The organism is Rahnella sp. CFA14(1/10), from assembly GCF_004195095.1.
Taxonomy (GTDB): Bacteria; Pseudomonadota; Gammaproteobacteria; order Enterobacterales; family Enterobacteriaceae; genus Rahnella; species Rahnella perminowiae.
On record NZ_SEWS01000009.1, the window covers coordinates 252,420 to 273,560 of the forward strand.

Sequence of the window (21,141 nt, forward strand, 5' to 3'; positions counted from 1 at the left end):
GCTGCATCAGCAACGTGAAAGAGGAACCCGCATGGCTCAAAGATGCGCTTAGTCTACGCATCCGCCATACAATAGCCACCGGCAGTTGTTTTATGTTGTTATAGAGTGTTAACCGTGCCATCCCGCGCGGTTTTCCTGTTAAGAATTCAGGTTAAGAATCCAGAATTTTGCCGATCATTGCCTGCGCATAAATTGCCTGCTCGCCGCTGGTTTCCGGCGTCGTCTGGTTACTCACGCAGGACACGAAGTGTTCAATAGCACCGACAAATCCGCGCTGCGCCAGCGTACTTTGCCAGCCCGGTACCGGCAGTTGTGTGAGAGTATCCTGCTGTTCTTCCCGCCAGATTTGCATATTATCCAACTGATAGACTGCGCCGTCAGCCACTGCCTGCACGCTCTCACGGAAAGTCCCTGCCCGGCGGTGCATTGATGTCGTCACCAGCGTCTCGCCACAGAGGAAATGATGTTCGCCGTACAACATCTGATTGGCTTCGTTAATCTGAATCAGACCGCTTTCCAGGCTGGCATTGCCCCCGGCCAGCCACAGCGCGGTATCCACCACGTGCAGATAATCGTCCAGCAAGGTGAAACGCAGGTCATTTGGCCCGACGCTGTCGGTCCGGTGTTTGTCCATGCGCACGGACGCTGGATTTTGCATCTGTTGTTTTAACTGGCGGTACAGCGGCGCAAAGCGGCGGTTGAAGCCGACCATCAGCGTTTTGCCCACTTTGTCAGCCTGTTCAACCAGCTGCTCAGCCTGCTTAAGTTCAGCGGCCAGCGGTTTATCCACATACACATGCACACCCTGCGCCAGCAGTTGACTAACCACCTCAAAGTGGCTGGCGGTACTGCTGTGCACAAAAACGGCATCACACTGCCCCGCCAGTTCATCCATGCGCGAAAAATTCGCCATGCGGTAACTGTCGCAAACGGCCTGTGCTTTTTGCTGATTGGGCGAAAAACCGCCCACCAGCGTCCAGTTTTGGGCATGACTGAGCACCGGCAGATATGCTTTTTGCGCGATACCGCCCAGCCCGATCACTCCGATACGTAATTTACTCACCGCACGCTCCTTTTCATTAATCGGCCAGATGCTGCAACAAATTTTCCAGACGCTGTTTCAGCTCCGCAACGTCGGCTTCCAGCGTTTCCACGCGCGCGGCGAGATCAGCGCTTTCCGGCGCAGCGCTGAACGGCGGTTCTTCGGCGCTGCTGGCCACGTTGCTGACTTCTCCGCTGAACAGATGCATATAACGGCTTTCACGCTTACCCGGTTCACGCGCCAGACGCACGCAGAACGGGCCGTCTTCACGGTTTGTCAGTTCAGTCAGCGTTTGCTCAACTTCAGCGACGTCTGAGAAATCATGCAGACGGTTAGTGCGGGTTCGCAGCTCGCCCGGTGTCTGCGCGCCACGCAATAACAGCGTGGTGACAACCGCCACTTCCTGCGGAGAAAATTTAAGATTACCGAATTCGGAATTACAAAAGCGGTGCTCATACTTCATGGTACGTGAGCCGCTCAGGGTACGGATGATGTGTTTACGCAGCAGTAAATCCAGCGTTTGCTGAACGTCACTTTCACTCAGTTCCATTATCGGCTCGCGGTTGGTTTTCTGATTGCAGGCCGTCGTCAGGCCGTTAAGTGTCATCGGATACTGTTCTGGCGTAGTGAGTTGTTTTTCCAGCAAACAGCCCACGACACGGGCCTCGCGGGCGCTGAGTTCGTGTTTCATCGTGCTCTCCTTATCGGGACGGGGGTGTCCATTCGTGCCAGGTTAATGCTGTCAGCACGTGATCCTGCCATTTGCCGTCAATCAGCAGATAGTCTTTGGCATAACCTTCGCGTTCAAAACCGAGACGTTCGAGCAGCTGACCACTGCGTTTATTGTGCGGCATGTAATTGGCCATGATGCGGTGCATTTTTTGCTGGCGTTGCATATAGCGGATCAGGGACTGCAACGCTTCCTGCATCAGGCCTTTGCCTTGCCATTCCTGTCCAAGAGAATACCCGAGGAAACAGGCATGGAAAGAACCGCGCAGCACGTTGCTGAAGTTCGCCACTCCCATAACGCGATTTTCATCAGGGTCGAGCAAAATAAAATAATATGCACTGCCCTGTTTTTGCATCTCGGTAATCAGCCCCAGACGCGCCTGCCAGCCTGAGGGATAACAATGGCTTTCATCCCTGACCGGTTCCCACGGTTTCAGAAACGCGCGGTTCTCAGCGTAGTATTCAGCCAGCCGGTGTGCATCACGATCATGAACCAGGCGCAGGACCATCCGGTCAGTGGTAAGCCGTACCTTTGGCACGGCAGATTTGTAGCCAAACATCCCTTCCCTCCACATTCCGCATGGGTCGATAAATAGAATTTATAGGAAACGACAGATCATCGCTAATTCTGCCAGTCAGAACGCGGCTTGACGATAAAAAAATATTATCAATAGCGCCCTATCTAAATGCCTGTTTCCGGTTCAGACTGGAACGGTCTTTTCTCCTTTCTGTATCTGCCGGACAGGATACATATAATCGCTCATGGTGAAGCATGTCTCTGGTATCACAAGCTCGGAGCTTGGGTAAGTATTTTCTGTTATTAGACAACGCGCTGGTGATTTTAGGCTTTTTCGTGGTTTTTCCGTTGATCTCGATCCGATTTGTCGATCAGCTTGGCTGGGCAGCAATGGCCGTTGGTCTGGCGCTCGGCGTTCGTCAGCTTACGCAACAGGGATTAGGCATTTTTGGCGGGGCGATTGCTGACCGGTTCGGGGCGAAACCCATGATTATCAGCGGCATGTTATTGCGTGCTGCAGGATTTGCCGCGATGGCGATGGCCGATCAACCGTGGATCCTGGTCTGCTCCTGTATTCTTTCCGGCCTTGGCGGCACGTTATTTGATCCACCACGCACCGCGCTGGTGATCAAACTGACCCGTCCGCATGAACGCAGCCGTTTCTTTTCTCTGATGATGATGCAGGACAGCGCAGGCGCCGTTATTGGCGCCCTGATCGGCAGCTGGCTGCTGCAATATGATTTCCATTACGTTTGCTGGACCGGAGCCGCAATCTTCTGTCTGGCCGCTGCCTGCAACGCCTGGCTGTTACCGGCTTACCGCATTTCCACCCTGCGTACGCCGATGCGCGAAGGCATGATGCGCGTATTGCGTGACCGCCGTTTTCTGGCCTACGTCCTCACGCTCACCGGTTATTACATGCTGACTGTTCAGGTGATGCTGATGCTGCCGATTGCGGTCAATGATGTCGCAGGCAGTCCGTCAGCGGTGAAATGGATGTACGCCATCGAAGCCGTGCTGTCGCTGACGCTGTTATATCCGATTGCCCGCTGGAGTGAAAAACGTTTCCGTCTTGAGCAGCGCCTGATGTTCGGTCTGCTGATCATGACACTGAGCCTGCTGCCGGTCGGGCTGGTCACCTCAATCAACCCGCTATTGTTGCTGATTGGCTTTTTCTACATCGGCTCCATCATTGCTGAACCGGCCCGTGAAACCCTCGGTGCCTCTCTGGCCGATGCCCGCGCGCGTGGCAGCTACATGGGCTTCAGCCGTCTCGGGCTGGCTCTCGGCGGCGTCATCGGTTATACCGGTGGCGGCTGGATGTACGACACCGGCCGTGCGCTCGAATTGCCCGAACTGCCGTGGTTATTACTCGGCGTTGTCGGTTTTATCACCCTCACCGGTTTGTACTGGCAGTTCAACCTGCGCCGCATCGAACCCGCCATGCTCAGCGGCAACTGATCCCTGTCATTCACACCGCGCTTTCGCCAGCGCGGTTTGATCTCACTGACATCTGTAACCATACTGGCTTTACTATATCGGGAAATCGGGAAGAATCTGAACCTACATCCGGCAGTTTTCATGCACCCTACAGGTCACCGCCGGCGATAACAGGAGCTAAGTACTATGAGACTTTACATTTACGAACATTGCCCTTTCTGCGTGAAAGCCCGCATGATTTTCGGTTTGAAGAACATCCCCGTTGAGATCAAGGTGCTGCTCAATGATGATGAAAAAACACCCGTATCAATGGTCGGTAAAAAAATGGTGCCCATCCTGCAAAAAGAGGATGGCGGCTTCATGCCTGAGAGTATGGACATCGTGCACTACATCGACAAAAGTGACGGTAAACCCCTGCTGACCGGGCCGCTGAATGCGTCAATTGCCGCCTGGCTGCGGCAGGTGTCCGACTATACCGGACGTCTGCTACTGCCACGCTTTGCCGCCGCGCCGCTGGAAGAATTCTCCACGCCGGCAGCACGTAAATATTTCTCCGATAAAAAGCAGGCCGCCAGCGGCAGTTTTGAGGAGCATCTGCAGCATTCTGAGGGGCTGGTGAAAAAAATCAGTCAGGATCTGCGCGCACTCGACAAACTGATCGTTGAGCCTAACGCCGTGAACGGTGAGCTTTCCGAGGATGATATTAATCTGTGGCCGTTACTGCGTTCACTGTCGATCGTTCAGGGTATTGACTGGCCTTCGCGGGTTCAGGCCTATCGCGATAATATGGCCAAGCAGACCCAGGTTAACTTATTAACACGCTTAGCAAGTTAAGCCTTTGCAGCCGGAAGTGCGCTTCCGGCTATTTTTCCTTTTCTTCCCCTCGTTCAGCACTTAGGCTAATCAGCGTTGTCTGATTGGCGCGATACCGCATTGCGGTCATGCTGAGAAAATAGTTTTTACGTAATGAGGGAAGAATGACAAAGCGATTTATAGGAGCCGCCGCACTGATTTGCGCCAGCCTGCTGGCAGGCTGTAATCAGCTGACGCAGTACACCATCAGTGAGCAGCAGGTGAATGATTACCTGCAAAAAAACAACAAATTTGAAAAACAGTTGGGTGTTCCTGGCCTGGTGGATGCCAAACTGGTGCTGACCAATCTCAGCAGCCAGATCGGCCGCGCTGAACCCGGCGTCGTGACGCTGACCGGGGATGCACATGTCGATATCTCCTCACTGTTCGGGCCGCAAAAAGCCGATATGCACCTGACCCTGAAAGCGAATCCTTCTTATGACCGCGAAAAAGGCGCTATTTTCCTGCGGGATATGCAGGTGACGGATTACACCATCAAGCCTGAAAAAATGGATAACGTGATGAAAGGTCTGATGCCATACCTGAACAATTCACTGAACACCTATTTCAACCAGCGTCCGGCTTATGTGCTTAATGGCGATCACAGTAAAGGCGAGGCGATGGCGAAGAAACTGGCGAAAGGGATAGAAGTGAAACCGGGGCAACTCGTCATCCCCTTCACTGATTAATTTCAGCTAAAGAGTCACCATAAAAAACCCGGCGTGATGACCCACCGCCGGGTTTTTTATGTTCTTCGCCAGGGGTTACTGATCGTCTTCTTCAGCGTCATCCAGATCGGGTGGCAACTGTTCCTGCAATTCATCACGCATGACCTGCAAGGCTTCGCGGCTGATTTCAGACAAGGTACGATAAAAACCGCTGGTCGCATGCGCTTCCACTTTACCGAGGAATTTACCGCACCACGGGAAAAGCAATTCATCGAACAGCGCGATTTGCGCACCCACTTCATCCTCCTGCGACTGATCTTCCAGCCAGGACGCGGCCAGTAACATGCCACCAAAATGATCGGCAGGTGTTTCACCTAAAGGCATTCCGCGCTGTTGCAGGAATGTGCGCACATCCATTTCATTTGCGCCCTCAACGTAATCACTGCGGAATGGTGAAACTGCGCATTCTGAACCGACAAACAGACGGTTAAATTCAGCGGCCAGTGCTTCCGGACTGGCACTTTCCTGTAAGCGGATCAGCAACGCATCCTGTTCCAGCGGCCAGTGTTCACGCAGCTTCCCATCCTGAATCAGACCAAACAGCGGAACCAGTAACGGATCCTGCGGCTGGCGATAAAATAAGGTGCCCAGCACGCGGCAGACAATCGAAAATTCATTCATAACAGTAACCTGATCAGACAATGAAAAGGGTTTATCACCCGCACGTTGGCCGCGACAATGTCACAGTTCGCTTAATTCAGCAATGGGCGCACGGCCACGGGCCTCAAGAAAATCGAGGAAACGACGCGGGCTGACGTTAAGAATACGGTCTTGCGGAAAATCAATTTCGCGCAGAATACGTTCACAATGTTCAAAGCCACCGAGCGAATAGGCGATATGCGAATCCGACCCCAGCGCCAGCCAGCCACCGGCTTCTTTTACTGCCAGCGCAATGGCGCGGCAATTGGGTTCACTGCCCACACGCGAATGGATGAACGACGAATTATTCAGCTCCAGGGCCACATTATATTTTGCGGCAGCGGCTGCCACCGCCGGAATATCAATCGGGTATTTCGGGTTGCCCGGATGCGAAATAATATGCACTTCACCTCCCGCCATTGCCGCAATCACCGCCGCGGTATGGGTTTCTTTATCGACAGGCTGCATCACCGGCTCATGGAAACCGGCGATAATCACGTCAATTTCATTGAGCATCGGGCCGGTGCAATCGATATCGCCATGAATATTCTTAATGTTCGATTCAATACCGCGCAGAATGCCGATGCCATTCACCAGACGCGGCCACACCCGCATATTCATAAAATGCCAGTAGTGCGGCGCATCAGCCATATCAGGGCCATGATCGGTGATGGCAAACAGCCTGATGCCCTTTTGTACTGCTTCATCGATGTAATCATGCAATGTACTGTAGGCGTGTGTGCTGGCAACCGTGTGCATGTGTAAGTCAACCGGGTACGGCATGTGCTCTCCTTGAAAATCTTCCGCTGCGGCAAAAATAACCGCAGCATTTATCATGTTAGCAGATGAATATCAGTAACCCCGACCGGGATCGACGCGGCCTGTCGGCTCGCGCCCCGCTTCTATCGCCAGAATATTACTCACGATGCTGTCCATCGCCTGCTCCGGCAAGGTGTCAGCACCGACGTGTGGCGTAATGCTGACACGCGGATGCGACCAGAACGGGTGCATGGCCGGTAACGGCTCTTCGATGAAGACATCCAGCGTGGCAGCCGCAATCTGGCCGCTGTCGAGGGCGCGTAACACATCACCTTCCACCAGATGTCCGCCACGGCCAAGGTTAATCAGGTACGCATTATGCGAAAGATTTGTGAACAGTTGATGATTGAGAACACCGGCGGTATGCGGGGTATTGGGCAACAGATTGATCAGCACTTTGCAGCCACGGGCAAACCCCGCCAGTTGATCGTCCCCATAGAAACTCGCCACACCTTCCAGTGACTTGGCGCTGCGGCTCCAGCTGCGCACCGTAAACTGCATGTCCACGAGTGCCTTCGCCACGCTGCTGCCGAGCACGCCGGCACCGAGAACACCAATGGTGAATTCACTGCGTGAATGCGGGGCAAGCGGGTGCCACTGCTTTTGTTGCTGGAACAGCTGATATTCATCCATCCGGCGAAAATAACGTAATACCGTCGCCAGCGCATATTCCTGCATCTGCAAAGACATGCCGGTATCTTCAAGGCGCAGCAATGGCACACCGGCTGGCAGTGTGCCCGGATGGCGCTGTTCCTGCGTGAGGATAGCGTCAACGCCAGCCCCCAGTGCGAAAATGCCTTTCAGCATAGTGCGGGACGCAAGCATAGCGCTCGGCGGCCGCCAGACCAGCGCGTAATCCGCCGGGTCATGATCATCAGCATTCCACACGCGGATACTGGCCTGCGGTAATCTTTTTGTTATGCCGTCAATCCAGGGTTTTGCATCAGATGTAGGGTGGTAAAAAATAATGTTCATCGGGGAAGCCTCCTGTGAGCAGATAGATTTCCCTGAATATCATCGTGATGCTACCCTGTGACGTAAAAAAGAACAAGCCCCGGAATTCGGGGCTTGTGAAGCGACTGCCGGATACTGCGAATAAATCAGGCGCCCGCCGGCTCGCGGTGGATCATCCGGCGCAGCAGCGGGATAAGTACCAGCAGTACCACACCTGTGATAACAGACCCCCAACCCAGCACGTTAAACACCTGGCTGTAGCCCGGATTGGTCAGTACCGGTGTACTGCCTGCGTTTTGCGGCATCAGCCCGGAAATGTAACTCGCCAGCACCGACGCCACACCGGTCACCATCATCCAGCAACCCATCATGACGCCCTGATAACGCGGCGGAGCCAGTTTGCCAATCATTGCGTAACCGATCGGGGAAATCAGTAACTCACCGATACTTTGCAGCAGATAGCTGATCGCAATCCATTTAAACGCCACCAGACCGTCGCCGCCCGCCAGATGGATCCCCAGCGGTAACACCAGCATCCCAAGTCCCATGCAAAATAATGAGGCAGAGAATTGCGCAGGAATATCAATGTTCCAGCCGCGCTGACGCAGGCGGTTGAACCACAGTGCCATCAGCGGACCGCCGATCACGATAACCACAGTATTAATGTTCTGGATCCACTGCGGTGCCACGCGGATACCGTACACATTCAGGTTAATATTATTTTCAGAGAACAGCATCAGCCCCATCGGAGCCAACTGATACAGGGTCCAGAAAACCAGCGAACCGAGTGCCAGCAGCAGATATGCCTTCATGCGGCGGCGTTCACCGGCATCACGATGGCGGAATGTCACCAGCGTCATCAGCGCGAAAATCACCATACCCAGTGCGACCACAAAATAACTGCTGAATTCTGCGTGCGTCAGCAACATGCGGATGACCGGTACCAGCACAATCAGAATGGCTATACCGATCGCCATCCGGCGCAACAACTGGCTGCGGCTGGCTTCTTTCAGCGGCGTGCTGAGGTCGGCCAGAATCGACCAGCGGGAGAGTGTCACCACAACTGCCGCGACATTACCTAACGTGGCGAACAAAAACAGTGCGCGGTAATTTTCGCTGAGCTGGAAATAACCGGCGACCGCAAAACCAATAAAGAAGCCGAGGTTCATCCCGGCATAATTCCACAGGAAGGCCGATTCACGGCGGTCATCGTCCGGCGCAAACCGCTGGGTCAGCATCATGTTCAGGCAGGTCACATTCAGCCCGCTGCCGGTCAGGAACATGGCTAATCCCCAGTACAACCCGGTCACGCCTTCCAGCGCAATCAGCGCACAGCCAAAGACCTGCAACACCATGCCGAGTACGAAAAGATTGCGGTTACTAAGATAACGTCCGCCGAGGTAGCCACCGAACATATGCAGCCCGTAGTTGAAGGCACCGAAAACGCCCATGATGGCGTTGGCATTATCTTCACTGAAGCCGAGTTTTTTGGTGGCATAAAGTACCAGTGTGGAATACAGCACAGCAAAGCCGAGCGTTGCGAACGTCTGAACAAAAAATAATGTGCCCGCACCGGCAGGTATGGCGGTCCGGTGCTGCGATCCGACCGTGTTATTTGGCTGACTCAAGAATGCCCCCTGTCTTTATGTGATAAATAAACGCTGCTTCAAATGGTGACCTGTACAGTTTTTATGCGAAGCATTTTTTCAGAGTGCATTGTTATACCGCTACCGGAGATGATTACCACAACATATCTTGCTATTTAGCGGTAACAAAAAGTGTTTGCGGGATAATTGTGCTTCTATGCAGAAGCGCTACTTATTTATGCATTTTGATAAGTCATTTTAATCACCGTGCGTCATCAGATCCCGGCTGTACATCCTTAAGGCATTTTTTGTTCTTTAAATCATCAGATTGTTCTAAGTTTGTTTAAATGGCATCGAACCGGTAAAAGAGAGTTGACGGTGAGACTACTTTTCCCTACATTAGCGCCGGTCAGCAGCACTGCGGTGCAGCTGGCGACTGGAGAGGTGTCTGAGTGGCTGAAGGAGCACGCCTGGAAAGTGTGTATATGAGCAATCGTATCGAGGGTTCGAACCCCTCTCTCTCCACCACATTAAACAAAAAAGGTTCTGATGAAAATCAGAGCCTTTTTTGTTTCGGGCGCTTCAAAAACCCGGCGACCACGGCATTATTTCCGCTGAACAGACTCTGAGCACCTGACACAAAACGCTGAAAATTTTCTTGACCCTTCGCGGCTGTCTCCCTATAGTAGCGCCCCGTTGCAACGCTCGCGCTGTAACGAACACGGTGAGGTGTCTGAGTGGCTGAAGGAGCACGCCTGGAAAGTGTGTATACGAGAAATCGTATCGAGGGTTCGAACCCCTCTCTCACCGCCAAATTAAAGAAAAAGGGTTCTGATGAAAATCAGAACCCTTTTTCTTTTGGGGTGGTGCATGCCGGGGCGGTTTTGCTGGCAGGCAACATCATTCCCTGCACACACCTCAGCTTCTCGTGCCGCTATGAATACCCCCTTCGCAGGGGAAGGAGCAAGAAAACCCACCCGAGATTTAGCATGGGACAAGCAAGAAAACCTGTTCCATTTCTTCGCAGCTGGAAAAAAACTCGAGCGGCTCCCTACCCTGCGAAGGGGTGGGGTGGGGTTTTAATGGCAACTACATTGCTTTTACTCATCACATTTTCACCAGCATCAGCCCTGCCCTTAACCCCAGCGCAACGTTCGGGTTCGGGAACAGCACGACTTCTTCCTCTGCTTCCACCTTGTAAGTTTTGCCGCTTTCTTTTGCGATCACAAAACCCTGCCTGAACGCCGTAAAATTCAACGCATCAGCCGGGATAAACAGCTGAAAATCGTCCTGTGAGCGGATCACATCCTGCACCACGCGGTAATGCACCAGCGGCGCGGCAGCTTCGCGTGCGGGCAACGGTTGGCCGCTGACCAGCGCTTCCAGCGCACGGCGGATACCGGTGAACTGCGTGTGGTCGTTACTGCCAAACGGCAGCGCTTTGCCCAGTTCCAGCGTGCAACTGTCGGCCTGAAAAACCTCGCTGCTAAAGTGCGTGAATGTCCCTCCGGGCGAACGATGATGCACCAGCGCATCCAGCCCGGCGGCGTCGAGCCACGCAAGCATCGCTGCGCTTTTCGCTCGCGTCTGTAACGGCAATAACCCGAAACGCACATGCTTTGAACCACGGATCGCCGTGTGCAAATCATAGTGGAATCGCTCAGTTGTCCCTGCGGCGGTGGCGCTGCGATAAAACAATGCCATCACCTGTTCAAGTTCCTGCGCCCGGCGGGTTTCATTATCAGGTGTATAACGCGCGTGACGTCCGCCAAACATGCGGTTCATATCGGCGCCGGTAAACCGCTTATTGATACGCATTGACGGCGGATTGCCCAGTAATACCAGCAACCGGACCCGCAACAACCTTTCACCTGACAGCAGTTCGCTGACCAGTTGATTAAGCAGTTCAACAGGCGCAGTTTCATTACCGTGAATACCGGCAGAAATCACTACCGCCGCCTGACAGGGCTGACGCGGTGAAAGCTCAAGAATGCCTTCGCCGCGCCATTGCCAGTCCAGCGTTTCGGTTTGTCCTGCAGGTTCAGTCACCGCGTCGCCGGACAGCGTCGTCGCCAGTAAATCAAACATACCTTCACTCCTGTGATGGCTCAGCGCTGGAACGGATAAATCGCACCCAGCCCGAGAATAGTCGTCAGCTCGTCGAGCGCAGTGCGCACTTCGGTCAGAAGCTGCGGATCAGCCAGATCTTTAGCCTGCATCCGGTCACGATAATGCGTATCCACCCAGGTATTAAGCCGCGTGAACTGGTTGTCGTTCATCAGCGAAGCCACATTGATGGCATTAAGTTCGTTGCGGTTGAGCGCCACACGCAGACGCAGACACGCCGGACCACCGCCGTTGCGCATGCTTTCGCGCAGATCAAACACTTCAAGCTGATCGACCGGACCACCGCTGTCTTTCAGTGCAGAAAGATACGCCCAGACGCCGGTGTGCTGGCGGGATTCTTCCGGCACCACCAGCAGCATTTTGCCGTCGGATTTGGTCAGTAACTGGCTGTTAAACAGATAGGTCGCGACCGCATCGTCGAGAGATACTTCCGACTGCGGCACTTCAACCGGGCAGAAATCCAGCTCAAGCGCCGCCATTTTGCGGCGGATTTCCTCCAGCGCTTTGCCTGAATTGACAAACGCCTGCTCGTGATGGAAAAGCACGTTACCGTTACTGACAGAAATGACGTCATTATGGAAAACGCCGCTGTCAATGGCTTGCGGATTTTGCTGAATAAACACCGTGCGTTTTTCATCAAGCTGATGTAAACGCGCCACGGCGTCACTGGCTAAACGGGTCTGGCGTGCCGGATAACGCACCGGTTCGTTCCCGCCGGTCGCCAGCCCGTCACGTCCGTAAACAAACACCTGCACCCCGGGTTTATCGTACGCACCACATAACCGGTTGTGATTCGCCGCGCCCTCATCCCCCAGCGCAGCCACCTGCGGCAGCGCATCATGATGAGCAAAATATTTATCGGCATGAAAGGTCGCGCGCAAAATGGCAGACGTGGTTTCTGCCTCAATGGCCCGGTGGAATTTATTGTTCAGGTTGGCGACCGTGAAATGCACACGCCCGTCCGCGCTGTCGGCTGAAGGCGACACCGTGGCCGCATTGGCTACCCACATGGAAGACGCCGAACTCAGTGACGACAGCAAACGCGGCGAATAAGCCTGCGCTTTGGCCAGCACCTCCCGATCGCTGCCACCAAAGCCCATTTTTCGCAACGTGCTCAGATGCGGACGTTCGTGGGGTGGCAAAATGCCCTGCGCAAAACCCAGGTCAGCCAGCGCTTTCATTTTCAGCAAGCCCTGTTTTGCCGCCAGACGCGGATTCGCCACCGTATCCTGGTTTTTAGTCGAGGCTTCATTGCCAAACGACAACCCGGCGTAATGGTGCGTCGGGCCAACTAATCCGTCAAAATTTGCTTCACATCCAGACATTCCTGTCTCCTCAGATTGTACGGAAATCAATACCTGGCGACAGCGTCGCAGGGAGTTCCAGTTTGTCCGTTTCCAGCGAGGCCATCGGCCAGGCACAATAATCCGCCGCATAATATGCGCTGGGACGATGGTTACCCGAAGCGCCGATCCCCCCAAAAGGCGCATTGCTTGATGCACCGGTCAGCGGTTTATTCCAGTTCACAATGCCCGCCCTGGCTTCTAACAATAGCTGCTCAAACTGATCACGATCAGCAGAGATAAGCCCGGTGGCGAGCCCGAAACGCGTCCGGTTGGTGAGGGCGATGGCATTATCAAAATCGCTGTAACGGTAAATGCTCAGCAACGGGCCGAAATATTCTTCATCAGGAATACCGGCCACGCCGGTCAGATCGATAATGCCCGGCGTCAGGACCGTATTCAGCGGGTCCGGGCGTGTCAGCAACAGCAGCGGCTTTCCGCCCAGCGCCAGCAGCCCGTCCTGCGCTTTCAGCATATTGCGTGCTGCAACGTCAGAAATCACACCCCCCATAAACGGCTGCGGCGTGTCATCCCATCCCCCGACCCGCAGTTGCATGGTGACATCAAGCAAACGCGCAATAAATGCATCACCCGCCGCCCCCTCTTTCACCAGCAGACGGCGGGCACAGGTACAACGCTGTCCGGCAGAAATAAATGCTGACTGAATAGTCAGATTAACCGCTGCATCAATATCCTCTACCGGCTCGACAATCAGCGCATTATTGCCGCCCATTTCCAGTGCCAGAATTTTTTCAGGCTGACCGGCGAGCTGACGGTGTAACTGATAGCCGGTACCTGCGCTGCCGGTAAACAGCAGGCCGTCGATATTATCGCAGGCTGCCAGCGCCTCACCGGTGCTGCGACCGCCTTGTACCAGATTCAGAACGCCTTCCGGCAATCCGGCTTGCTCCCACAATTTCACCGTTTCTTCGGCGGTTTTGGGCGTCAGTTCGCTCGGTTTAAACACCAGCGTATTACCCGCCAGCAAAGCCGGAACGATATGGCCGTTCGGCAGATGGCCGGGGAAATTGTACGGACCAAAAACGGCCAGCACGCCATGGGGACGGTGGCGCAGCACGGCTTCACCGTCGGGCATTGCGGTGTGTTTTTCGCCAGTGCGTTGCTGACAGGCTTCCAGTGAAATAGCGACCTTGCCGATCATGGCCTGAATCTCTGTCAGCGTTTCCCAGCGCGGTTTGCTGGTTTCCTGACTGATGATTTCCGCCAGCCGGGTTTTGTGTTCCGTCAGTAAATCCGCGAAACGCTTAATCACCTCAGCACGTTGGGTCACGGTTTTACGTGCCCATGCAGGGAATGCCGTGCGTGCGGCTGTACAGGCGGCCCCGACATCTTCAGCACTGGCGCTCAGCGCCGACCACAGCAATGTATTATCGGCCGGATTAGTTTTGTTCAGTTGCGCGCCTTGTCCGCTGCGCCACTGGCCCTGAATAAAAAGTGCAGGTTGCATCATGCGAGACTTTCCTTTTTGAGAAACTGGGTTGCAGGAGCCGGGGTATCACCTGGGAAAAGCGCCACGGCACGCAGGGTATCGCCCTCGCGCAGACTGAGCAGGTCAGCTTCGCGGCCATTAAGCGTCAGAGAATGCGGCGAGTCGCCGCCCGGCACCAGTAAGGCACGGAAATTCTGATATTGCTCATTGGCGACCAGATACAGCGGCTCGTCCCGCCCGCTGCGATGTTCCGCCAGCCGGACAGGCAGCAGACAACTTTCCTTTACCGCGCGTAACTGATCGATTTCACCTTCGAGCGTCGGGCCGGCATCAAAAATATCCACATACCCTTCGTAACGAAGCCCTTCACCTTCAAGCACAGCACGCGCCGGGGCGGTTTGCGGATGCACTTCGCCGATCACCTCACGCGCCTCGTGACTGAGCAACTCGGTATATAAAGGATGCTTTGGCATCAGTTCGGCAATAAAGGATTTTTGTCCCATACCGGTCAGACGGTCGGCTTCGGCGAATTCCATACCAAAAAAATGCCGTCCGACGCTGTCCCAGAACGGTGAATGACCGTTGTCGTCAGACATACCGCGCATCTCCGCAATCACCTTGCGGGAGAAGTGCTCACGAAATGCCGCCAGGAACAAAAAACGGACTTTCGATAACAATTGTCCGTTTTTGCCGTGGCGGTAGTCCGGGTCGAGAAACAACGTACAAAGTTCGGTATAACCGGTGTGATCATTACTGAGAAAAAGCGTCGGCACCGGTTTATAAATGTTCAGGCTTTTGGAGGCATGCACCAGCGTGCCAAGGCGAAAGTTGTACCACGGTTCACTGAGCCCGACCGCCACTTCGATGGCACTGACGCCCACCACTTTTTTCTGTTCAGTGTCTTCGAGTACGAACAGATAACCTTGCTCGGCTTTATCCAGGCGACCTTCCCAGGTCGCCACTGAGCGCTCAATGCGCCCGCGTAAATGCGCTTCATCCTTGGGCAAAGACGTTAAACCGATGCCGGTTTTGCCTGACAACTGCAGGATGTCGGCGAGATCGCCGGGCCGCACAGGTCGAATCAACATCATGATGCTTTACCTCATTTATCCCAAACAATCACACGCACAGGCGCGCAACGGCACGCTCAAGCCGGTTCAGCCCTTCTTCAATATCCGCACCCGGAATAATCAGTGATGGCGCAAAACGCAGTACGTTAGGCCCGGCAATCAGGGCGATCAGTCCTTCTTCGGCCGCCAGCGTATTGAGCTGTTTGGCCTGATCTTTATACCGTTCGCTCATCACTGCACCTAACAGCAGCCCCTGCCCGCGCACCTCACTGAACACCCGATAACGATCGTTGATGCGCTTAAGGCCATCGGCAAACCACTGATGACGCTTTTGCACACCTGACAACACCTCCGGCGTGTTAATCAGCGCAAAGACTTTTCCCGCCACCGCCGTTGCCAGCGGGTTACCGCCGTAAGTGGTGCCGTGCGTACCCGGCTGGAATAACGCGGCATAACGGTCAGTGGTCAGCATCGCACCAATCGGGAAACCGCCACCCAGCGCTTTGGCACTGGTCAGAATATCCGGCACGACACCATAATGCTGATAGGCATACAATTCGCCGGTGCGTCCGACGCCGGTCTGCACTTCATCGAAAATCAGCACTGCCTGATGTTTGTCACACAACTCACGCAGGCCTTGCAGAAATTCCGCCTCTGCCGGCACCACACCACCTTCCCCCTGGATCGGTTCAACGATCACCGCACAGGTGCGGGAAGAGATCTGGCTGGCCACCGCTGCCAGATCGTTAAACGGCAGATGGGTAATGGCCTCTGGCAAGGGGGCAAAATCTTCAGAATATTTCGGCTGACCGCCGGTAGTGACGGTAAAGAGCGTGCGGCCATGGAATGCGTTTTTGAAGGCGATAATTTCGTTTTTTTCACCGCCGGTTTTATTGCCGTAAAGCCTGGCCAGTTTCAGCGCCGCTTCGTTGGCTTCTGCGCCGGAGTTACAGAAAAATACTTTGTCCGCAAAAGTGGCGTCGATCAGTTGCTTTGCCAGCCGCAGCACCGGTTCATTGGTGTAACCGTTGCCCAGGTGCCAGACTTTATCCGCCTGCTCATGCAGGGTTTTACGAATTTCAGGGTGCGCATGTCCGAGTGCATTCACCGCAATGCCGCCGGCGAAATCGACATAATCTTTGCCCGCCTGATCCCACAGCCAGGATCCTTCGCCGCGCACAGGAATAAATGCCGCCGGCGCATAAACCGGTACCATCCAGTCATCAAAGTTCTGGCGGCTGACGTTTTGCGGCTGCTGTTGGTGTTCCATATAAACCTCTTATAAGCTGATTTCAGGGTGCACGCGCCCGTCCCCCATACAGACGGGAAATGCACCGGGTTCCGATGTTTTTGCACATTTAGCGGGCAATCACGCTGGCGAGAAATGACAGTTATTAATTTGTTATTTAAAAGTTAATAAATAATCTCACTCAGTCTCATCATAGATTGCACTCTTCATGCCAGCAAAGGAAAAAAGTGAATAAAAAAAGTGAGAGCTAGAAAAAACAACCACTTAATACCTACCATCATTCACTTTTATTGCATAAAAAATGAATAAAAGAAAAAATCCCCTTGTGCAGCAATGCGGTCAGAAGAATGAGTATGCAGGGAAATATTTTTATTTCCGGCGGGATGTTTTATACAGAATTGTGATCCGGCGCGTGAAGCCCGCGCTCAGGCGCAGCGCCATGCCTGATCAAGGTGCAACGATGCACAATGTTGGGGCATGAAAACCCCGTGACCCTCTTCACACTCTGCGCAAATAAAAAAAATCTCACGGTTTTTCTTGCTGATAACCCCCGATTCCTGACGCGAGTTGTATTCTTTTTGTTAAATTTTAGATCTAATTTTGTTAAATTGTTATCGGTAACGCTCCCCCCGCTTTCTCTGTTGTGTGGACTTGATGGTTTTTATTAACTTTAATTTAACATTAAAAGTCATGAAATTTAACTTTTTAGGGCGCTGATCACATTCTGTTTACGGCTGCGCGAAAAAAGCTTTCCCCTTAAGTTAATCTCTGAATGTGGAATAAATAACCACCAGCCGTTCCCTACACCAGAACAGAACATCATAAGAAAAGGTACAGACATGAAATTTAACCTCGCATTAGTCAGTGCATGTGTGGTTTCAGCATGCATGTTATTCACAACACCGTCATTTGCCGCCAAACCTTACGACATAGCCGTCGTTGCCAAAGTCACCGGTATTCCATGGTTCACACGTATGGAAGTCGGCGTAAAAGAAGCCGCACAAAAACTGGATGTTAATGCCTATCAGGTGGGCGCATCCACGCCGGATCCCGCTCAGCAGGTCAAAGTGATTGAAGATTTGATCGCCAAAAAAGTCGACGCCATTATCGTGGTGCCGAACGACGCCAAAGTGCTGGAACCGGTGCTTAAGAAAGCCCGTGATCAGGGCATTGTGGTGTTAACGCACGAATCGCCGGATCAGCAGATTGGTCAGTGGGATATCGAAACCATCGACAGCCAGAAATACGCCGAAGCCAATATGGACGAGCTGGCGAAAGACATGGGCGGCAAAGGCGGTTATGCGATTTATGTCGGCTCGCTGACCGTGCCATTGCATAACGCATGGGCCGATGCCGCGATTAAATATCAGAAAGAAAAATACCCGGATATGCATGAAGTCACGTCACGCCTGCCGGTCGCGGAAAATATTGATAAGTCTTACTCCACAACGCTCGATTTAATGAAAACCTACCCTGATCTGAAAGGGATTATTGGTTTCGGTTCACTCGGCCCGATTGGTGCCGGTCAGGCCGTTCAGCAAAAACGTGCAAAAAATAAAATCGCCGTTGTGGGTATTGCCATGCCAGCTCAGGCTGCGCCATACCTGATGCGCGGTGATATTAAGAAAGTGCTGCTGTGGGATCCGAAAGATGCCGGTTACGCGTTAGTGACGGTCGCCGACCAGATGTTGCAGGGTAAAGAAGTGAATAAAGATCTGAGCATCGACGGGTTAGGCAAAGCTGATGTGAATATGGATAAACACGTGATCCGCTTTAATAAAATCCTGGAAGTCACACCAGAAAATGCGAAATCACTCGGATTCTGATTTAGCTTTTTAATACTTTTATTTACCGGAGATAATTTATCTCCAGCGCCACACCAGGCAAATAGAAACAGATACGGCGTTGTATGTTGTGCCGTATCTGAATTTCTAATCAGACATTGAAAACTTATACCCTAAATAATTCGTGTTGTGAGAAGGCGGCAAATGAGTAACCCCCGATGAGCTTACATAAGTAAGTGACTCGGGTGAGCAAGTGAAGCCAACGCACCCGCAGCGTGAAGAATGAAGGGCATGTTGTAAGGATTGCGATGAATACTCTCAGCACGTCCCCTGCCCCTGCTGAGGCCTTTATCAGCCTCGAAAAAATCAGTAAAAAATTCCCCGGCGTATTAGCGCTGGATAATGTCAGCCTGACGCTTAATAAAGGTGAAGTACATTGTCTCGCCGGTCAGAATGGCTGCGGCAAGAGTACCATCATTAAAGTTATTTCCGGTGTCTACCAGCCGGAGAAAGGCGCAGCCATTACGCTTGACGGAAAACTTTTTCACGCCCTGACGCCACAGCTTTCGTCTTATTATGGCATTCAGGTTATTTATCAGGACTTGTCTTTATTCCCCAATTTATCGGTGGCTGAAAATATTGCTATCCACCGTTATTTACCGGGCGGCGATTTCTGGGTACATCGTGAGGCAATGCGCAAAAAAGCCATCGCGGCGATGCAACGGGTTGGCGTCTCACTGGATCCGGATCGTAAAGTCGAAAAGCTGTCGATTGCTGACCGCCAGTTAGTGGCAATATGCCGGGCAATCGCGGCTGACGCCAGTCTGGTTATTATGGATGAACCCACCGCGTCGCTGACCCGCACCGAAGTGAACGGTTTGCTGCGGGTGGTGAATGAGCTCAAAGCTGCCGGTATTTGCGTGGTATTTGTCAGTCATCGCCTCGATGAAGTCATGGAAGTCGCTGACCGTATCAGTGTGATGCGCGATGGCAAACTGGTCGGTACCTATCCGGCCAGTGAACTTGACAGTAATGAACTGGCCTTCCTGATGACCGGACAGCGTTTTACCTACAGCCATCTGCCGCAACGCGCGCCGGTCAACGTCACGCCGCTGCTGGAAGTCAGCCATCTGAGCCGCAAAGGTCAGTATCAGGATATTTCGCTGTCGCTGCGTCAGGGTGAAATCACCTCGATTATCGGCCTGCTCGGTTCAGGGCGTACCGAGCTCTGCCTGAGCCTGTTTGGCATGAGTCAACCGGACAGCGGGGAAATCCGTGTCAACGGTAAGGCGGTGAAACTCCACAGCAACCGCGACGCTATCCGTCACGGCATTGCGTATGTGTCGGAAGATCGCCTGACGCAGGGGCTGATCATGGAACAATCCATTTATGACAACACGCTGGTGTCAATTTTTGACAAGTTGCGCACCGGCACCGGGCTGATGGATCACCGCAAAGCCGCCTCCGTGGTGAAAGACCTGATCCGTGATCTGAACATTAAAGTGTCGGACAGCAGCCTGCCGGTGAAAACCCTTTCCGGCGGTAATGCACAACGCATCGCCATCGCCAAATGGGTAGCGACGCAGCCACATATCCTGATCCTCGATTCGCCGACAGTCGGTGTCGATATCGCCAATAAAGAAGGGATTTACCGCATCGCGCGCGATCTGGCGGAATCCGGCATGGCAGTGCTGATGATTTGCGATGAAATCCCGGAAGCGTATTACAACAGCCACCGCGTGCTGGTGATGCGTAAAGGCCAGCTGGTGGCGGAATTTGCGCCGCATCAGAGCAGCGAAGCGCAGATTGCGGAGGCGATCAATGAATAACAAATCTCTTACGAAACTGTTTTCCCTGCACGAATTCTGGCTGGGATTACTGGTACTGCTGCTGGTGATTGGCCTGAGTATCAGTACCCGTGAATTTATGACGCTCGGCAACCTGACCGACGTTGCCACCAGCTACGCCATTCTCGGTATTCTGGCCTGCGGCCTGTTTGTGGTACTGATTGCCGGTGGTATTGACATTTCTTTCCCGGCAGTGACCTCTATCGGTCAGTACGTGATGGCGAGTTACATCATTCATCATGGCGGCAGCTTTCCTCTGGCGTTTGCCATGTCGATGGGCATCGGTTTACTGCTCGGGCTGGTCAACGGCTTCCTGGTCTACTGGCTGCGCGTGCCGGCCATTATTATCACGATTGCCACATTAAACCTTTTCTACGGTTTGCTGGTGTATCTGACCAATGGCACCTGGCTTTACGGCTTCCCCGACTGGTTCATGAACGGCATCAACTGGTTCTCCTTTACTGCCGCCGACGGTTACGACTATGGCCTGACGCTGCCGCTGCTCAGCCTGCTGGGCGTCATTATTGCCACCGGCGTGCTGATGAACCGCACCCGTGTGGGCCGGCAGATTTACGCCATGGGCAGCAACCGTGATGCCGCGTCGCGCCTGGGCCTGAACATCCTGCGTCTGCATTTTTATGTGTATGGCTTTATGGGATTGCTGGCAGGTATCGCCGCCGTGGTACAGGCGCAGATCACTCAGTCCGTGGCACCCAACTCGTTACTCGGTTATGAACTGACCGTACTGGCGGCGGTGGTCTTAGGCGGTACCAGTATGACCGGTGGTCGCGGCTCGCTGACCGGCACCGTCCTCGGTGTCATGTTGCTGGCCTTTTTGCAAAACGGCCTGACGCTGCTGAGCATTTCATCTTACTGGCATCAGGTATTTAGCGGCGTGATCATTCTGGTCAGCATCAGCAGCACCGCGTGGAATGAAAAACGCAAACTGGCAAAGGGGATGTGAC

General features: G+C 53.5%; 18 protein-coding genes and 2 tRNA genes. 8 read left to right on the forward strand and 12 right to left on the reverse strand.

Annotated elements, in window-relative coordinates:
• Nucleotides 1-151: 151 nt before the first annotated feature.
• The 3 genes from EVX52_RS19010 to rimJ are packed head-to-tail and all read right to left on the reverse strand — an operon-like array spanning nucleotide 152 to nucleotide 2,331.
• On the reverse strand, nucleotides 152-1,063 hold the full coding sequence (locus tag EVX52_RS19010) for a Gfo/Idh/MocA family protein (RefSeq protein WP_129952638.1): 912 nt from the start codon (nucleotides 1,061-1,063) through the stop codon (nucleotides 152-154).
• 16 nt (nucleotides 1,064-1,079) lie between these two features.
• On the reverse strand, nucleotides 1,080-1,733 hold the full coding sequence (locus tag EVX52_RS19015; protein ID WP_129991892.1) for a YceH family protein: 654 nt from the start codon (nucleotides 1,731-1,733) through the stop codon (nucleotides 1,080-1,082).
• Between the two features lie 10 nt (nucleotides 1,734-1,743).
• A complete protein-coding gene (gene rimJ / locus EVX52_RS19020) occupies nucleotides 1,744-2,331 on the reverse strand; it encodes a ribosomal protein S5-alanine N-acetyltransferase (protein WP_129952636.1) in 588 nt (195 codons plus the stop codon).
• Between the two features lie 212 nt (nucleotides 2,332-2,543).
• Here rimJ and mdtH point away from each other — a divergent pair, with 212 nt between their 5' ends.
• The 3 genes from mdtH (at nucleotide 2,544) to EVX52_RS19035 (ending at nucleotide 5,269) form a co-directional block, all read left to right on the forward strand.
• Nucleotides 2,544-3,749, forward strand: coding sequence for a multidrug efflux MFS transporter MdtH (mdtH, locus tag EVX52_RS19025; RefSeq protein ID WP_129991893.1), 1,206 nt, complete (start codon nucleotides 2,544-2,546; stop codon nucleotides 3,747-3,749).
• A gap of 165 nt (nucleotides 3,750-3,914) precedes the next feature.
• Nucleotides 3,915-4,562 carry a glutaredoxin 2 gene (gene grxB, locus EVX52_RS19030; RefSeq protein ID WP_129952634.1) on the forward strand — a complete coding sequence of 216 codons (648 nt, stop codon included), beginning with the start codon at nucleotides 3,915-3,917 and terminating at the stop codon, nucleotides 4,560-4,562.
• 143 nt (nucleotides 4,563-4,705) lie between these two features.
• The gene (locus tag EVX52_RS19035) at nucleotides 4,706-5,269 is read left to right on the forward strand and encodes a lipoprotein (protein WP_129952633.1); all 564 of its coding nucleotides are present in this window, start codon (nucleotides 4,706-4,708) and stop codon (nucleotides 5,267-5,269) included.
• A gap of 75 nt (nucleotides 5,270-5,344) precedes the next feature.
• Here EVX52_RS19035 and EVX52_RS19040 read toward each other — a convergent pair whose 3' ends face one another.
• The 4 genes from EVX52_RS19040 to EVX52_RS19055 form a co-directional block, all read right to left on the reverse strand.
• Nucleotides 5,345-5,929: a molecular chaperone gene (locus EVX52_RS19040; protein ID WP_129952632.1), complete on the reverse strand. Its 585-nt coding sequence runs from the start codon at nucleotides 5,927-5,929 to the stop codon at nucleotides 5,345-5,347.
• A gap of 60 nt (nucleotides 5,930-5,989) precedes the next feature.
• Nucleotides 5,990-6,730, reverse strand: coding sequence for a phosphatase (locus tag EVX52_RS19045; RefSeq protein ID WP_129991894.1), 741 nt, complete (start codon nucleotides 6,728-6,730; stop codon nucleotides 5,990-5,992).
• 69 nt (nucleotides 6,731-6,799) lie between these two features.
• A complete protein-coding gene (ghrA, locus tag EVX52_RS19050; RefSeq protein WP_129952630.1) occupies nucleotides 6,800-7,741 on the reverse strand; it encodes a glyoxylate/hydroxypyruvate reductase GhrA in 942 nt (313 codons plus the stop codon).
• A 125-nt stretch (nucleotides 7,742-7,866) separates the two neighbouring features.
• Entirely contained in the window at nucleotides 7,867-9,348 is a 1,482-nt protein-coding gene (locus EVX52_RS19055) for a peptide MFS transporter (RefSeq protein ID WP_129991895.1), read from the reverse strand.
• Between the two features lie 396 nt (nucleotides 9,349-9,744).
• On the opposite strand from EVX52_RS19055, the gene EVX52_RS19060 reads away from it, so the two are divergent.
• Both EVX52_RS19060 and EVX52_RS19065 read left to right on the forward strand, forming a co-directional pair.
• A tRNA-Ser gene (locus EVX52_RS19060) sits at nucleotides 9,745-9,834 on the forward strand.
• A 195-nt stretch (nucleotides 9,835-10,029) separates the two neighbouring features.
• Nucleotides 10,030-10,119, forward strand: a tRNA-Ser gene (locus EVX52_RS19065).
• A gap of 294 nt (nucleotides 10,120-10,413) precedes the next feature.
• On the opposite strand, the gene astE is transcribed toward EVX52_RS19065, so the two are convergent.
• From astE to EVX52_RS19090, 5 genes are read right to left on the reverse strand one after another with little or no spacing between them, the layout of a single operon-like run.
• Complete coding sequence (astE, locus tag EVX52_RS19070) at nucleotides 10,414-11,394, reverse strand: succinylglutamate desuccinylase (RefSeq protein WP_129952628.1); 981 nt, start codon at nucleotides 11,392-11,394, stop codon at nucleotides 10,414-10,416.
• 20 nt (nucleotides 11,395-11,414) lie between these two features.
• Entirely contained in the window at nucleotides 11,415-12,758 is a 1,344-nt protein-coding gene (astB, locus tag EVX52_RS19075) for an N-succinylarginine dihydrolase (protein ID WP_129991896.1), read from the reverse strand.
• A 10-nt stretch (nucleotides 12,759-12,768) separates the two neighbouring features.
• The gene (gene astD, locus EVX52_RS19080) at nucleotides 12,769-14,247 is read right to left on the reverse strand and encodes a succinylglutamate-semialdehyde dehydrogenase (RefSeq protein WP_129991897.1); all 1,479 of its coding nucleotides are present in this window, start codon (nucleotides 14,245-14,247) and stop codon (nucleotides 12,769-12,771) included.
• Entirely contained in the window at nucleotides 14,244-15,317 is a 1,074-nt protein-coding gene (gene astA, locus EVX52_RS19085) for an arginine N-succinyltransferase (protein ID WP_129991898.1), read from the reverse strand. The genes astD and astA overlap by 4 nt, the downstream gene beginning before the upstream one ends.
• Before the next feature lie 28 nt (nucleotides 15,318-15,345).
• Complete coding sequence (locus EVX52_RS19090; RefSeq protein WP_129991899.1) at nucleotides 15,346-16,566, reverse strand: aspartate aminotransferase family protein; 1,221 nt, start codon at nucleotides 16,564-16,566, stop codon at nucleotides 15,346-15,348.
• An 818-nt stretch (nucleotides 16,567-17,384) separates the two neighbouring features.
• Here EVX52_RS19090 and EVX52_RS19095 point away from each other — a divergent pair.
• The 3 genes from EVX52_RS19095 to EVX52_RS19105 all read left to right on the forward strand — a co-directional run bounded on the left by EVX52_RS19095 (nucleotide 17,385) and on the right by EVX52_RS19105 (nucleotide 21,140).
• Nucleotides 17,385-18,371, forward strand: coding sequence for an autoinducer 2 ABC transporter substrate-binding protein (locus tag EVX52_RS19095; RefSeq protein WP_129991900.1), 987 nt, complete (start codon nucleotides 17,385-17,387; stop codon nucleotides 18,369-18,371).
• A gap of 266 nt (nucleotides 18,372-18,637) precedes the next feature.
• Nucleotides 18,638-20,158, forward strand: coding sequence for a sugar ABC transporter ATP-binding protein (locus tag EVX52_RS19100; RefSeq protein ID WP_129952622.1), 1,521 nt, complete (start codon nucleotides 18,638-18,640; stop codon nucleotides 20,156-20,158).
• Nucleotides 20,151-21,140: an ABC transporter permease gene (locus EVX52_RS19105; RefSeq protein ID WP_129952621.1), complete on the forward strand. Its 990-nt coding sequence runs from the start codon at nucleotides 20,151-20,153 to the stop codon at nucleotides 21,138-21,140. The genes EVX52_RS19100 and EVX52_RS19105 overlap by 8 nt, the downstream gene beginning before the upstream one ends.
• Nucleotide 21,141: the final 1 nt, after the last annotated feature.

Coding starts and splice junctions, on each gene's coding strand:
- EVX52_RS19045 (WP_129991894.1), bottom strand. CDS start 6,730: ATGCCGTACCCGGTTGACTTACACATGCACACGGTTGCCAGCACACAC.
- EVX52_RS19035 (WP_129952633.1), top strand. CDS start 4,706: ATGACAAAGCGATTTATAGGAGCCGCCGCACTGATTTGCGCCAGCCTG.
- astB (WP_129991896.1), bottom strand. CDS start 12,758: ATGTCTGGATGTGAAGCAAATTTTGACGGATTAGTTGGCCCGACGCAC.
- astD (WP_129991897.1), bottom strand. CDS start 14,247: ATGATGCAACCTGCACTTTTTATTCAGGGCCAGTGGCGCAGCGGACAA.
- EVX52_RS19105 (WP_129952621.1), top strand. CDS start 20,151: ATGAATAACAAATCTCTTACGAAACTGTTTTCCCTGCACGAATTCTGG.
- EVX52_RS19040 (WP_129952632.1), bottom strand. CDS start 5,929: ATGAATGAATTTTCGATTGTCTGCCGCGTGCTGGGCACCTTATTTTAT.
- EVX52_RS19100 (WP_129952622.1), top strand. CDS start 18,638: ATGAATACTCTCAGCACGTCCCCTGCCCCTGCTGAGGCCTTTATCAGC.
- astA (WP_129991898.1), bottom strand. CDS start 15,317: ATGATGTTGATTCGACCTGTGCGGCCCGGCGATCTCGCCGACATCCTG.
- astE (WP_129952628.1), bottom strand. CDS start 11,394: ATGTTTGATTTACTGGCGACGACGCTGTCCGGCGACGCGGTGACTGAA.
- EVX52_RS19090 (WP_129991899.1), bottom strand. CDS start 16,566: ATGGAACACCAACAGCAGCCGCAAAACGTCAGCCGCCAGAACTTTGAT.
- mdtH (WP_129991893.1), top strand. CDS start 2,544: ATGTCTCTGGTATCACAAGCTCGGAGCTTGGGTAAGTATTTTCTGTTA.
- EVX52_RS19095 (WP_129991900.1), top strand. CDS start 17,385: ATGAAATTTAACCTCGCATTAGTCAGTGCATGTGTGGTTTCAGCATGC.
- ghrA (WP_129952630.1), bottom strand. CDS start 7,741: ATGAACATTATTTTTTACCACCCTACATCTGATGCAAAACCCTGGATT.
- EVX52_RS19015 (WP_129991892.1), bottom strand. CDS start 1,733: ATGAAACACGAACTCAGCGCCCGCGAGGCCCGTGTCGTGGGCTGTTTG.
- rimJ (WP_129952636.1), bottom strand. CDS start 2,331: ATGTTTGGCTACAAATCTGCCGTGCCAAAGGTACGGCTTACCACTGAC.
- grxB (WP_129952634.1), top strand. CDS start 3,915: ATGAGACTTTACATTTACGAACATTGCCCTTTCTGCGTGAAAGCCCGC.